At 70.5% G+C, this 12,772-nt stretch carries 15 protein-coding genes; 8 read left to right on the top strand and 7 right to left on the bottom strand.

The genetic code is table 11. The features are described from left to right. Positions 1 to 118 precede the first annotated feature (118 nt). Positions 119 to 667 carry a YbaK/EbsC family protein gene (locus IEY88_RS34290; RefSeq protein WP_189159059.1) on the top strand — a complete coding sequence of 183 codons (549 nt, stop codon included), beginning with the start codon at positions 119 to 121 and terminating at the stop codon, positions 665 to 667. Here the strand turns inward: IEY88_RS34290 and IEY88_RS34285 are convergent. Together IEY88_RS34285 and IEY88_RS34280 are read right to left on the bottom strand one after the other, a co-directional pair. Continuing rightward, entirely contained in the window at positions 656 to 862 is a 207-nt protein-coding gene (locus tag IEY88_RS34285; protein WP_189159058.1) for a WD40 repeat domain-containing protein, read from the bottom strand. The two genes, IEY88_RS34290 and IEY88_RS34285, sit on opposite strands and share 12 nt — an antisense overlap. A gap of 98 nt (positions 863 to 960) precedes the next feature. Continuing rightward, positions 961 to 2,028, bottom strand: coding sequence for an LOG family protein (locus IEY88_RS34280; protein ID WP_189159057.1), 1,068 nt, complete (start codon positions 2,026 to 2,028; stop codon positions 961 to 963). A 127-nt stretch (positions 2,029 to 2,155) separates the two neighbouring features. On the opposite strand from IEY88_RS34280, the gene IEY88_RS34275 reads away from it, so the two are divergent. Beyond that, complete coding sequence (locus tag IEY88_RS34275; RefSeq protein ID WP_189159056.1) at positions 2,156 to 3,130, top strand: aminotransferase class III-fold pyridoxal phosphate-dependent enzyme; 975 nt, start codon at positions 2,156 to 2,158, stop codon at positions 3,128 to 3,130. Between the two features lie 45 nt (positions 3,131 to 3,175). Here the strand turns inward: IEY88_RS34275 and purU are convergent, their stop codons facing one another. Genes purU through IEY88_RS34255 form a run of 4 tightly spaced genes read right to left on the bottom strand, consistent with a single transcriptional unit; the run spans position 3,176 to position 6,074 of the window. After that, on the bottom strand, positions 3,176 to 4,027 hold the full coding sequence (gene purU, locus IEY88_RS34270) for a formyltetrahydrofolate deformylase (RefSeq protein ID WP_308426034.1): 852 nt from the start codon (positions 4,025 to 4,027) through the stop codon (positions 3,176 to 3,178). 37 nt (positions 4,028 to 4,064) lie between these two features. Further along, a complete protein-coding gene (locus IEY88_RS34265) occupies positions 4,065 to 4,790 on the bottom strand; it encodes a maleylpyruvate isomerase family mycothiol-dependent enzyme (RefSeq protein ID WP_229694036.1) in 726 nt (241 codons plus the stop codon). A 10-nt stretch (positions 4,791 to 4,800) separates the two neighbouring features. Beyond that, on the bottom strand, positions 4,801 to 5,607 hold the full coding sequence (locus tag IEY88_RS34260; RefSeq protein ID WP_189159054.1) for a class I SAM-dependent methyltransferase: 807 nt from the start codon (positions 5,605 to 5,607) through the stop codon (positions 4,801 to 4,803). Then, on the bottom strand, positions 5,586 to 6,074 hold the full coding sequence (locus IEY88_RS34255; protein WP_189159053.1) for a DUF2505 domain-containing protein: 489 nt from the start codon (positions 6,072 to 6,074) through the stop codon (positions 5,586 to 5,588). Before IEY88_RS34255 ends, IEY88_RS34260 begins: the two co-directional genes overlap by 22 nt. Here IEY88_RS34255 and IEY88_RS34250 point away from each other — a divergent pair. Next, a complete protein-coding gene (locus IEY88_RS34250; RefSeq protein ID WP_229694035.1) occupies positions 6,073 to 7,173 on the top strand; it encodes a UDP-N-acetylmuramate dehydrogenase in 1,101 nt (366 codons plus the stop codon). The genes IEY88_RS34255 and IEY88_RS34250 overlap by 2 nt on opposite strands. Before the next feature lie 103 nt (positions 7,174 to 7,276). Next, on the top strand, positions 7,277 to 8,290 hold the full coding sequence (locus IEY88_RS34245; RefSeq protein WP_229694034.1) for a chymotrypsin family serine protease: 1,014 nt from the start codon (positions 7,277 to 7,279) through the stop codon (positions 8,288 to 8,290). Here the strand turns inward: IEY88_RS34245 and IEY88_RS34240 are convergent. Next, entirely contained in the window at positions 8,244 to 8,975 is a 732-nt protein-coding gene (locus tag IEY88_RS34240) for an SDR family oxidoreductase (RefSeq protein WP_189159051.1), read from the bottom strand. The genes IEY88_RS34245 and IEY88_RS34240 overlap by 47 nt on opposite strands. Before the next feature lie 93 nt (positions 8,976 to 9,068). On the opposite strand from IEY88_RS34240, the gene IEY88_RS34235 reads away from it, so the two are divergent. The 4 genes from IEY88_RS34235 to IEY88_RS34220 are packed head-to-tail and all read left to right on the top strand — an operon-like array spanning position 9,069 to position 12,745. Then, positions 9,069 to 10,208, top strand: a complete 1,140-nt coding sequence (locus IEY88_RS34235; RefSeq protein WP_189159050.1) for a L,D-transpeptidase — start codon at positions 9,069 to 9,071, stop codon at positions 10,206 to 10,208. A gap of 43 nt (positions 10,209 to 10,251) precedes the next feature. Further along, positions 10,252 to 11,016: an alpha/beta fold hydrolase gene (locus tag IEY88_RS34230; RefSeq protein ID WP_229694033.1), complete on the top strand. Its 765-nt coding sequence runs from the start codon at positions 10,252 to 10,254 to the stop codon at positions 11,014 to 11,016. Beyond that, positions 11,013 to 12,260: a D-inositol-3-phosphate glycosyltransferase gene (gene mshA / locus IEY88_RS34225; RefSeq protein WP_189159049.1), complete on the top strand. Its 1,248-nt coding sequence runs from the start codon at positions 11,013 to 11,015 to the stop codon at positions 12,258 to 12,260. The genes IEY88_RS34230 and mshA overlap by 4 nt, the downstream gene beginning before the upstream one ends. A gap of 5 nt (positions 12,261 to 12,265) precedes the next feature. Then, the gene (locus IEY88_RS34220; protein ID WP_189159136.1) at positions 12,266 to 12,745 is read left to right on the top strand and encodes a type III secretion system chaperone family protein; all 480 of its coding nucleotides are present in this window, start codon (positions 12,266 to 12,268) and stop codon (positions 12,743 to 12,745) included. Positions 12,746 to 12,772: the final 27 nt, after the last annotated feature.

Raw genomic sequence — 12,772 nt, 5'->3', positions numbered from 1 at the left:
TTCGCGCTGGTCGTCCGGGTGCCCCTTCGTCGTGATTCGGCGGAGCCCAATCGCGGCGAAGCGGTGGCCGGATGACCAGCTGCCAGGCGAATTCGCCGGAGTCTGCGGAGCAGCGACAATGAACACCGTGTGGACCATCGCCGGGTCTCTCGAACCCGTACCTGTGCTTTCCCGCCTCGACCTCGTGCCCCCATCCGTTGCGGCCGCGCTGAAGAACCTGGACGGAGCGGACCGCGTCGCCGTGGCGCCGATTGACGCTTCGTTGGCGGACACCGCCGAGTTCTGCGCGCACTACGGCTCGCCGCTCGAAGCCTCCGCGAACTGCGTGGTCGTCGCGGGCAAGCGCGGCGACGTCGTCCGTTATGCAGCCTGCATGGTGCTCGCAACCATGCGTGCGGACGTGAACGGTGTCATCCGCAAGCGGCTCGACGCGCGCAAGGCGTCGTTCGCGCCGATGGACGAGGCCGTGGCGTTGACCGGCATGGAGTACGGCGGGATCACGCCCGTCGGTGTGCCCGCGGACTGGCCGATCCTCGTGTCGCCCGAGGTGGCCGCCGCCCCCGAGCTCATCGTGGGCAGCGGCATCCGGGGCAGCAAGATCCTCATCCCCGGTGACGTGCTGATGAAGCTCACCGGGGCCGAGGTCCTGCCTGACCTAGCGCGCTGACAGCCGGGCGATCACCTGGTCCGGGTCGAGGTCCCACCTGATCACCCGCGGGTCGGGGCCGGACGACGTGAGGTCGCCGCCCGCGTCGAACAGCACGGCCTTGACCGGGCCGGTGTGCCCGGTGAGCGTCGCGACCTGTTCGCCGTCGGTGACCCGCCACAACGTGATCAGGCTGTCGTTCGCGGCCGCCGCCACGGTGGTGCCGTCCCTGGTGGCGGCTACCGCTCCGACGGCGCCTCGTCCCGTGACGAGCGTGCGCTTGTTCTACACCACGGAGTGGCAGTTCCAGTGAGCTAGGACTGGTACTTCTGCAGTAGTGCGATCGCCTCGTCCACGTCGTCGGTGACGAGGATCCACTGCTCGGCCTCCCGGCCCGCCGCGAGTTTCATCACCAGCGGCGCGGCCGGGATCTCGTCCGTCCAGAACGCCTTGCCCAGGAAGATCATGGGCGCGGCCGGGCCGACGCTGCCGTAGTAGTTCTGCGTGAAGTCCTGGAAGACCTCCTGGACCGTGCCCGCCTTGCCTGGCGTATAGACGATGCCGCCGGTCGCGACGGTCAGCAGGCCCTCCTCGCGCACCGAGTTCGCGAAGTACTTCGCGTGCAGCTCGCAGGCCGGGTTGGGCGGCTCGTGGCCGTAGAACCAGGTCGGGATGCCGATCGTGCGCGGGGTCTCGAAGCTCGGGAGCTCCGGGAACGCCGCCAGCCACCGGCCGATCGACTCGTCGTCGTGGCCGAAGGACGGGGCCTGCGCGATGGTGCCGAGGACGTCGGCGTTCACCTCGCCGAGCCGCACGCCCAGCGGGACGGCCTCCATCGCGCCCGGCCCGCCGCCGGTCAGCACGGTGAAGCCCGCGCCGCCCAGCGCGGCACCGAGTGCGACGGCGTTGCGGTAGCCGTCGGAGCCGCGGGCGAGCGCGTGGCCGCCCATGACCGCGACCGGTGAGCCCGTCAGCGCGTCGTCGAGGGCCTCGGTGATCGAGTGGTCGTGCAGGCGTTCGGTCAGCGCGTGCAACGGGTCCGGGTGGTGGCCCTGCTGCCTGCTGTGCCGGTAGATCTCCGCGTCCGGGGTGTCGGCGTACGACTTGGGGTCGTCCGGGTCGAAGCCCGCGAACAGCTCCGCGGGTGTGTAGAGCGCCGACCGGTAGACGTCGTAGGGCAGGTCCGGGATGACCGGGAAGATCAACGCTCCCGCAGCCTCCGCCCGGCGCTGCATGGTCTCGCTGAGGGCGCAGCCGAGCAGCAGCGCGCCGTCCAGCGGCACCCGCACGTCCTCGCGAGTGAGGTCCAGCCCGATGATGACGGCTTTGCGCAGGTCAGGAGCTGCCCGCAGCTGGTCGAGGTCGGTGATTTCGATCCGCACGGGAAAAAGCCTATGCCTCGGGCGAACCGACGGGGCCCGGAATCCGAATGAGTTGGTGGGAACACAGGTCCGCTCGCCCTCCCGACGAGCGGCCTCGGGCCGCGCTGCCCAGGAAAGGTTCCCCGCCATGGCCACCGAACTGCTGACCGGATGCGCTGCCAGAGGCGCACGAGTGGTAGATCCCCACCGCGTCGAGTACCTGGACTGCGGTGGGTACGGAGTCCCCCTGCTCGGCCACGCCCACCCGGCCGTCGTGCAGGCCGTCGTCGACCAGGTGCGCAGGCCGTCGCTGCTGGACCGCCTGATGCTCGACCTGGTCACCCCGAACGGCCTCGACCACATCCACACCTTCGCCTCGGCCTCCGAGGCCGCCCAGTTCGCCGTGGCCCTCGCACAGGCGAACGGCCGCCCACGTGTGTTGACCACCGGCGACGTCCCGTACGGCGGCATCGACTCGTTGCGCTCCACCCTGGCCTCAGGACCACCGGCGTGCGTGCTCGTCGAACCGGTCCGCGGCGCCGCGCTCCCGCCCACGGGCTACCTGAGCGCCGTGGCGGAGGTGTGCCGCGAGTCCGGCGCACTGCTCGTCGTGGACGAGACGCGGTCCGGGCTGGGGCGTCTCGGCGTGTGGTGGGGCGTCGACCTCGACGGCGTGACGCCGGACATCATGCTGGTCGGCGAGGGCCTGTCCGGCGGAGTGCTCCCCATCGCCGCCGTGGTGGCCACGGCCGCCGTCGAGGTGCCGTTGTGGCGCGGCTCGGAAGCCGTGTCGCCGCTGGCCTCCGCGGCTGTGAACGCCACCCTGCGCGTCACCGCGTCCGAGGGCTTGGTCGAACGCGCCAAGCTGCTGGGCGACGAGCTGCTGTACGGCCTGCGTGCCGTCGTGTCGGGCAAGGCGCACGCGACCGGGCGTGGGTTGTTGCTCGGTGTGGAGTTGCCGGACCAGAAGGCCGCCGACGTGTTCACCGGTGAGCTGCTGCGACGGCGGGTGCTGGCGGATTTCCGCGGCCGGAAGGTCGTGTTCACGCCGCCCGCGGTGATGTCGGCGGCGGACGCGGGGTGGCTCGTGGAGGCCGTGGGGATGGCCGCCAACAAGATCTGACGACCGTGCCTTCTGCCGCGAACACGGCAGAAGGCACGTTCTCCGCTAGAAGATCACCGTCTGGTTGCCGTGCACCAGCACGCGGTCCTCCAGGTGCCACCGCAACCCGCGCGCCAGCACCACCTTCTCGATGTCACGTCCCTTGCGCACCATGTCCGCCACCGAGTCGCCGTGGTGCACGCGCATCACGTCCTGCTCGATGATCGGCCCCGCGTCCAGGTCGGCCGTGACGTAGTGGCAGGTCGCGCCCACGAGCTTCACGCCGCGGCGGTGCGCCTGGTGGTACGGGCGCGCGCCGATGAACGACGGCAGGAAGCTGTGGTGGATGTTGATCGTGCGACCGGTCCACGCCGCGCACAGCTCCGGCGGCAGGATCTGCATGAAGCGGGCCAGCACCACGGCGTGCGGGTCGTGCTTCTCGACCAGCTGGCGCAGCTGCGCGAACGCCGCCTGCTTGCCCTCGGGGTCGTTGACCGGGAACGGGATGTGGTGGAACGGGATGCCGTGCGCGCGCGTGATGTCGCCCAGTTCCGGGTGGTTGCCGATGACGGCGGACACCTCGACGTCCAGCTCGCCGGTCGCCACGCGGGCGAGCAGGTCGTAGAGGCAGTGGCCCTCCTTCGAGACGAGGATGACCACCCGCTTGCGGGAGCCCGTGTCGGTCACCGTCCACGTCGACTGCGCGCCCAGCGAGGTGGCCACGCCGGCGAAGCGCTCGCGCAGTTCGCCCACGCCGAACGGCAGGGAGTCCGCGCGGACCTCCTGGCGCGTGAAGAACCAGCCCGTCTCCGGGTCGGTGTGGTACGCGGCCTCGACGATCCAGCCGCCGTTGTCCGCGAGGAACGACGAGATCCTCGCGATGATGCCGGTGCGGTCCGGGCAGCCGAAGGTGATCACATAGCGACGTTCAGGCGATGACACGCCGCAGAAGTATTCACGGCCTGGGCAGACCCGCCAACAGCGACTCGTCTCCCGTCACGATCGCGTGACCAGGCCGGCCCCACAGAGCTCGGTAGACCGCGTCGGCGGTGCCCGCGAGGTTGACGTCGGCGTCGACGGCCGAGTCCAGCACCCCGGTCACGACCAGCGGCTCACCGGGCGCGAGCCAGACCTCCCACGTCCGGCCCGCGTCGGCGGCGTGCACGAGGACCTGGCCGGTCACCTCGATCACCCGGCCCAGCACCAGCTGGCGGGGCATCATGATCGTGAGCATCTCGTCGATGCCGTCCGCGGCGAACTCCGGGTCGAACACCAGCGACGGCAGCTCGTGGCCGGTCGCGAGCTCCGCGTCCAAGCGGTGGATCGACGTCTCGTGTGCCTGCCTGCGCGCCCAGAAGCCCGCGTGCGAGGGACCCTGGAACGTCCACGCCGGACGGTCCGGCGGCGTGGAGCGCAGCCGGTCGAGGAGCAGGGAAGTGCCGTTCTCCCACCAGGCAAGCGCCTCGTCCCAGTCCCGGGGAGCCTTGGGCCACGCCGGCCGGCCCGCCTCGGGAGCGGTGACGACGGCCTCCGCCGCCCACGTGTGCACCTCGGCCTGGTGCCGCACGAGGTCGAGCACTGTCCATTCAGGACATGAGGGAACGGGAGCGTCCGGCCCGGCTTTCACAGCGGCCGAACGCATCAGCGAAGCCTGGGTCTCGACCTGCGCGACGAAGTCCACGCACCTCACCCTAGGGGGCGACGGCGGCCCAATCGAGCGTGATTTCGCCGAGCCGCCACCGCTTCCGGTCGTCCAGCACCGGCCAGCCGCGTTCCACCAGCAGCCGCGCCGACTCCACCCAGCGCGCCCGAGGACCGAACGGGGCGAACGGGGCCGCGGTCGCCCAGCAGGCGTCCAGCTCGGCCAGCAACGCGTGCACGCGCTCGCCCGGCACGTTCTTGTGGATCAACGCCTTGGGCAGCCGTTCGGCGACGTCCGAGGGCACCTCGATCGCGGACGGCTTCAGGGCCAGCGTGAACGTCCGAGGGCCGTCCGAGCTCAACGTCACCCACGTGCACCGGCGGCCGATCTCGTCGCAGGTGCCCTCGACGACCAGTCCGCCGGGCGCCATCCGGGACAGCATCGTGTCCCACGCCTCGAACGACTGCTCCTCGGTGTACTGGCGCAGCACGTTGAAGGCGCGCAACAACACCGGCCGCGCACCGGCCAGTTCGAAGCCGCCGCGCCGGAAGTCGAGCCACGGCGGGTCCGACACGGCCTTGCCCGCGTCCACCCGGTCCTGGTCGATCTCCAGCCCGAGCACGCGCACGTCAGCCCGCACCGCACGCAGGCGAGACGCCATCTCGACGGTGGTGATCGGCGTGGCCCCGTACCCGAGGTCGACCACGAGCGGGTCGGCCGCGTCCAGCAGGAAGCCGGACAGCGTCCCGGTCGTCCACCGGTCGACCCGGCGCAGGCGGTTCGGGTTGGTCGTGCCGCGCGTCGGCAGGCCGAGCGCACGGGCCCGGCCGGCCGCTAGCCGCGGTTTGCGAGCCATCCGGACGTGAACTCGCTCTCCTTGTCGAGCAGCACGACGACCTGCTCGGCGATCAGCTTCTCGAGCTTGCCGCCCAGGAGCGGGATGCCGACCTTGACCTCACCCGCGAGGGTGGTCTTGGAGCCGGAGCCGTTGGGAAGGACGGTGAACGAGCCCTCCAGGCGGCCGGGCACACCGTTGATCAGCACCTCGACCGTGCCGGCGCCCGCGGCCCACGTCTCCGTGCGCTGGATCACCAGGTCGCCGCCGAGCGCGGCCTTGACCGCCGACGGCAGGTGCTCGGCGGGGACACCCTGCTTGAGCTGGTACGACGTGCGCTCTTCGGTCTTGTCGAACGACACGAGCGCGGCGTCCTTGCCGCCGATCGCGGCCAGCCTGTCCCGCAGATGGGTCTCGTCGACCATCGCGCCGAAGACCTTCTCCGCCGAATGGGGTGACGTGGTGTGGTGCTCGATGCGGCGTGCCATGTCGCGGAGGCTACCGTTGACGTCTGTGACCACCACGCAGTCCGTACCTCTGGCCGAGCGCACCACGCTCCGACTCGGTGGCCCGGCCGCGCGGTTCGTCCACGCCACGACCGCCGCTGAGCTGGTCGAAGCCGTGCGAACAGCCGACGCCGCAGCCGACGAGAAGGTCCTCGTGCTCGGCGGCGGGTCCAACCTCGTGATCTCCGACGGCGGCTTCGACGGCACCGTCGTGCACGTCGCCACCAGGGGCTTCCGGCTCGACCCGCTGGGCGGCGGCATCGTCCAGTTCACCGTCGAGGCGGGCGAGGAGTGGGACGCGGTCGTCGCCGAGGCGGTCGCGCAGGGCCTCGGCGGCCTCGAGTGCCTCTCGGGCATCCCCGGCCTCAACGGCGCCACGCCCGTGCAGAACGTCGGCGCGTACGGCGTCGAGATCTCCCAGGCGCTGCAGTCGGTGGACCTGCTGGACCGCCGCAGCGGCAAGGTGCACCAGGTGCCCGCCGCCAAGCTGGGCCTCGGCTACCGCACCAGCACGCTCAAGGGCACGGACAACGCGGTCGTGCTGCGCACCAGGTTCACACTGACCTCCGGGGGCATGTCCGCACCGATCCGCTACGGCGAGCTCGCGCGCGTTCTCGGTGTGGCGCAAGGTGATCGCGTGCCGGCCGACGAGGCCCGCAAGGCCGTGCTGGAACTGCGCCGCGGCAAGGGCATGGTGCTCGACGCCGCCGACCACGACACGTGGAGCGCCGGCTCGTTCTTCACCAACCCGATCATCGACGACTCGACGTTCAACGGTGTGCTGATCCGCATCGCCGAACGCCTCGGTTCGGACGTCGACGTGCCGAGCTACCCCGCGGGGCCGGGCCAGAAGAAGCTCTCGGCCGCGTGGCTGATCGAACGGGCGGGCTTCCGCAAGGGGCACCAGGGGCCGGGCGGCCGGGTGTCGTTGTCCGGCAAGCACACGCTGGCCCTGACGAACCGCGGTGGCGCGTCGACCGAGGACCTGCTGGACCTCGCGCGTGAGGTGCGGGACGGCGTGCGTTCGGCGTTCGGCGTGGAACTGCACCCGGAGCCGGTGTTCGTAGGCGTTCAACTCTAGCTCTGAGCCGCACGACTAGCGCTGTTCGGGTGACTCCGTGTGACGAACCGCTACCTCGCGTGTTTCATTGAGGTAGGGCTTCGCGTGTGGAACGGAGGTCGCTGTGAGCTACCTCGACGAGAACGTGCGGGCGGTCATCCGCCCGGTCAAGCGCATGGTCGAAGACGAGTTCCTGTCCCGTCCGGGCGTGATCGGCGTCGACATCGGCGAGAAGGTCACCGCCGGACGCCCGACGGGCAAGGCCGCGATCGTGGTCTACGTGTGCGCCAAGGGACCCGGCCAGCCGCACCAGATCCCGGCCGAGGTGCGTGGCGTGCCGACCGACGTCGTGGCCGAGTCGATCGTGCTGCACCGCGCGGGGATGACGCGCGTCAGTGACGCTCGACCCGGTGTGGTGGAACGGCATCCGGTCCTGCGCGGCGGCATCGGCATCGGCCCCGCCCGGTCGTTCCGGGTGGTGCCGCCGGAGGTCGAGCGGGCCGGCGAGTTCGTGATCGCCGGCACGCTCGGCGCGTTCGTCGTGACGCGCGACGAGCCTCGGAAGGTGCTGGGGCTCACCACGTTCCACGTCGGCTGCGTCGACGACTCGTGGGCGGTGGGCGACGAGTTCGTGCATCCGTCCAGAGTGGACGGTGGCGTGCCCGGTGCCGACGGGATCGGCGTGCTGGACCGGGCGGCGCTCGCGGGCGCGGTGTCCGCTGCGGCGCTGAGGATGGGCGCCCGGCCGTTCCGCGCGGAGGTGGTCGGCATCGGCGCGGTCAGGGGCAGCGCGCGGGCGACGATCGGCTCGACCGTGCGCAAACGCGGCCGCACCACCGAACTCACCTACGGCGTGATCGAGTCGGCGGACGCGACGATCCGGGTCGACTTCGGCGACGGCATCGGTGTGCGGACGTTGCGCGACCAGATCCGCGTCCACTCGGCCGAACGCTTCGGCGACCACGGGGACAGCGGTGCCGTGCTCGTCGACGCCGACAACTTCGTCGTGGGGCTGTACGTCGCCGGGTCGGGCTCGACAGGGTTCGCGAACCCCGTCGAGCCCGTCCTGCGTCAGCTCGACGTGGAGTTGCTCACTCCCGGTGTGCCCGAGTCGCGGAGGCCTGGGCCCGCGGCTTGAGCACGATCGTGTCGAGGTTCACGTGCGAGGGCCGGGTGACGGCGAACGCGATCACGTCCGCCACGTCGTCCGCGACCAGCGGCGTGATGCCCTGGTAGACCTTGGCCGCGCGCTCGGTGTCGCCGCCGAACCGGTTCGCCGAGAAGTCCGTCTCGACCATGCCCGGCTGGATCTCGGTGATCCGCACCGGCTGGCCGAGCAGCTCGCCCCTCAGCGTCCGGTGCAGCGCCGACTGGGCGTGCTTGGCGCTCGTGTAGCCCGAACCGTTGTCGTAGGCCTCGTACGCCGCGATGGACGTCACGGACACGATGTGCCCGTCCCCGGACTCGATCAGCTTCGGGACGAACGCCTTGGTCACCAGCAGGGTGCCGAGGACGTTCGCCTCCCACATCCAGCGCCACTCGTCCGCGGACCCCTCGGCCACGGTCGAGAGCCCGCGAGCGCCGCCCGCGTTGTTCACGAGCACGTTCGCCTGGGGTACCCGGTCCGCGAAGGCGGCGACGGAGGCTTCGTCGGTGACGTCCAGCTCGATGGCCGTCCCGTCGATCTCCTTCGCGATAACGTGGAGGAGGTCCAGGCGACGTGCGCCGAGCACGACGTGGAAGCCCTCGGCGGCGAGCCGCCGGGCGGTGGCTTCGCCGATGCCCGCGCTGGCTCCGGTCACAACTGCGACAGGTCGATTCACGACTTCGATCGTAGGCCGCCGCCCTGGATGTGACCGACGTCACTCACACCCTCCTGGGGTTCTGGACGTCCACCATGGTGGGAGGTCGAAACCGTGAAGAGAACACTTGTCGCGCTGGTCGCTGGACTGACGCTGCTGACCGGCTGCTCGAGTGTCGTGGCAGGTTCGCCCGGCTCGGACAGCTCGTTGCCGTCCGCCAAGGTGACCCTGTCCCCGGTCGACGGAACCAAGGACGTGCAGGTCACGACCCCGGTCCAGGTCACCGTGGTGGACGGCAAGATCGAGTCCGTCTCGCTGAAGTCCCCCGAGGGCGCCGACGTCAAGGGCACCCTCACCGAGGACAAGTCCGGCTGGACCACGGCCGAGCCACTGGGCTACGGCAAGACGTACAGCTACACCGGCAAGGCCGTCGGCTCCGACGGCAAGCCCGTCGAGCTCAAGGGCTCGTTCACCACCGTCGCGCCGGGCTCGCAGACCCGCGCGACCCTCTGGCCGTCGGACAACCAGACCGTCGGCGTCGCGGCGCCGATCATGGTCAAGTTCGAGGCGCCGGTCCAGGACAAGGCGACCGTCGAGAAGGCCCTCAAGGTCACCAACTCGGCGAACGTGCAGGGCTCGTGGGCCTGGCTCACCGCCCAGGAGGTCCACTTCCGGCCGGAGAAGTACTGGCCCGCCAACACCACGGTCAAGGTCGAGGCCAAGCTCTACGGCGTCAACTACGGCGGCGGCGCGTTCGGCAAGGCCGACGTGACCAGCGACTTCACCATCGGTCGCAACCAGGTCGTGAAGATCGACAACCCGACGCACCGGCTCAAGGTGTTCCGGGACGGCGCGCAGGTCGCGGACTACCCGGCGTCGCTCGGCAAGGACGCGGACCCGGAGCTCACGACGCCGAACGGCACGTTCGTGGTCATGTCGAAGCACGACACGTGGTCGTTCGACAACCCGCGCTACGGCTACACCAACGTCGTGAAGAAGTGGGCCGTCCGGTTCTCGAACCACGGCGAGTTCATCCACGAGAACAACGACAACGCCGGCAACATCGGCACCAACAACACCTCGCACGGCTGCGCGAACCTCCTGGAAGCCGACGCGAAGGCGTACTTCGACTCGGCCCTGGTCGGCGACCCGGTCGAGGTCACCGGCTCCATCACCACGCTGCCCGCCCAGTTCGACTGGTACGACTGGCAGCTCTCGTGGGCGCAGTGGAAGGAGAAGTCGGCCATCAAGTAGGGCCGGCGGGAATGCGTCCCCCGACCTGGTCGTTCGTACTTGTGTGCATCTGACACACGTGACGGCGGCAGGCGGGGGACGACTGGCCGTTCGTGAATCAGGTCCGGACGGCGCGCCACCGGTGGTGCTGATCCACGGCTGGGCGCAGACGGGTGAGGTCTGGGACCTCCCCGATTTCCACACCTACGCCGTCGACCTGCGAGGACACGGCGAGTCAGAGGACTTCGGCGACTACCGCGATTCTGCCCGGTGGGCCGCGGACCTGAAGGCCGTGCTCGACCACACGGGGCCCGCGACCGTCGTCGGGTGGTCCTACGGCGGCCTCGTCGTCACCGACTACCTCCGCTTCCACGGCACCGCGCTGATCGATGCGCTGGTGTTCGTGAGCGCGATCACCGAGATCGGCCGCGGCCGCCCCGGAGGCTCCACGGGCCCCGTGATGCGCGCCGCACTGCCCGGCGCGATCACCGACGACGCCGTGATGAGCGAGTTCTGCCGCGCCATGGCACCCGTACTACCTGCTGGGACGGTCGCGAAGCTCACTGCCGCGGCGACCTCCGTGAGCCATAAAGTGCGGGGTGAGCTGTTCCGCAGGGACGTGGGCAGCGCTGACGTGCTGAAGGCCGTAGACGTGCCGGCCCTGGTCGTGCACGGAACTCAAGACGAGGTGGTCGCCCCTGCCGCCGCCGAGTACTCCGCCGCCCTGATCCCCGGAGCCGAGTTGAGCCTGTACCCCGACACCGCGCACGCGCCCTTCCTGGAGCGGCCCGAGCGGTTCACCGCCGATCTCCTGCGAGTCGCCCGATGAAGCGCGTAGCGGTGCTCTCGGTGCACACCTCGCCGCTCGAGCAGCCGGGCACGGGTGATGCGGGCGGGATGAACGTCTACATCGTGCAGACGGCCACGCGGATGGCCCAGCGCGGCGTCGAGGTGGAGATATTCACGCGCGCCACGTCGTCGGAGCTGCCACCGGTGGCGGAACTGGCTCCCGGCGTGCGGGTCCGGCACGTCGCCGCGGGCCCGTTCGAGGGCTTGGGCAAGGAGGAGCTGCCCGGCCAGCTCTGCGCGTTCACCGCGGGCGTCTTACGCGCCGAGGCCCGCCACGAGCCCGGGTACTACGACGCGATCCACTCGCACTACTGGCTGTCCGGTCAGGTCGGCTGGCTCGCTCGCGAACGGTGGGGCGTGCCTCTCGTCTACACCGCGCACACGCTCGCCAAGGTGAAGAACCTGGCGCTGGCCGAGGGGGACACGCCGGAGCCCAGGATGCGGGTCATCGGCGAGGAGCAGGTCGTCGCCGAGTCGGACCGGCTGGTGGCGAACACCGACATCGAGGCCAGCGAACTGATCAAGCTCTACGACGCGGAGCCGTCCAAGGTCGCTGTCGTGCCGCCCGGTGTCGACCTCGACCGCTTCACACCGGGTGACCAGTGCGCGGCCCGGAAGTCGTTCGGCCTCCCGCAGGACGCGATCGTGCTGGCGTTCGTCGGCCGGATCCAGCCGTTGAAGGCCCCTGACGTGCTGCTTCGCGCGGCCGCCGAGATGCTCGTGCGGGATCCCGGACTCCGGTCGAGGCTGGTCGTGCTGATCGTCGGCGGGCCGTCGGGCAGCGGCACCGAACGGCCGAAGGCGCTGGAGGAGCTCGCCGCGCAGCTGCAGATCACGGACGTGGTGCGCTTCCTGCCGCCGCAGCCGGGCCCGAGGCTGGCCGAGGTCTACCGGGCCGCGGACCTGGTCGCCGTGCCGAGCTACAACGAGTCGTTCGGGCTGGTGGCGCTGGAGGCCCAGGCCTGCGGGACGCCCGTGGTCGCGGCGGCCGTCGGCGGGCTGCCGGTGGCGGTCAACGACGGCGTGTCCGGGGTGCTGGTGCACGGGCACGAGCCCGGCGAGTGGGCCTCGGCGATCAGCGGGACGGCCCTGCCGCAGCGGGAGCACCTGGCGAGCAACGCCGTGGGGCATGCGCGACGCTTCTCCTGGGACCGCACGACTGACGCCCTGCTGGCGGGGTATCAAGAGGCGGGAGAAGTGTTCCGCCGGGAGGTTTTCGCTTGAGCGACCTGTCAGTAGATGCAGTGATCAAAGCGTTTCTGGACGAGCGCGAGCTGAAGTACGACCGGCGCGAGCCGGGCAAGTTCTTCGTGACGCTGCCGGGCACCAAGAAGCTGCAGACCAACGTGTGGCTCGTCGAGACCACGCACGCGCTGGTCGTCGAGGCCTTCGTGTGCAGGCGGCCGGACCAGTCGTTCGAGGACGTGTACCGGTTCCTGCTGCGGCGCAACGCACGGCTGTACGGCGTGCACTACACGATCGACGCCGAGGGTGACATCTACCTGGTCGGCAGGGTCGGCAAGCACGCCGTGACGCCTGATGAGCTGGACCGCGTGCTCGGGCAGGTGCTGGAGGCGGCGGACGGCGACTTCAACCCGTTGCTTGAGATCGGGTTCGCCGACGCGATCCGGCGCGAGTGGGCGTGGCGGGTGTCGCGCGGGGAGTCGCTCGCGAACCTGGCGGCGTTCCAACATCTCGTTTCGGATTAGCCGCCGACTCGTTTCGGCCTAGGCGGC

This window comes from Lentzea pudingi, from assembly GCF_014646255.1.
GTDB classification, from domain to species: Bacteria; Actinomycetota; Actinomycetes; order Mycobacteriales; family Pseudonocardiaceae; genus Lentzea; species Lentzea pudingi.
This window is presented reverse-complemented; position numbering and strand designations above follow the sequence as displayed.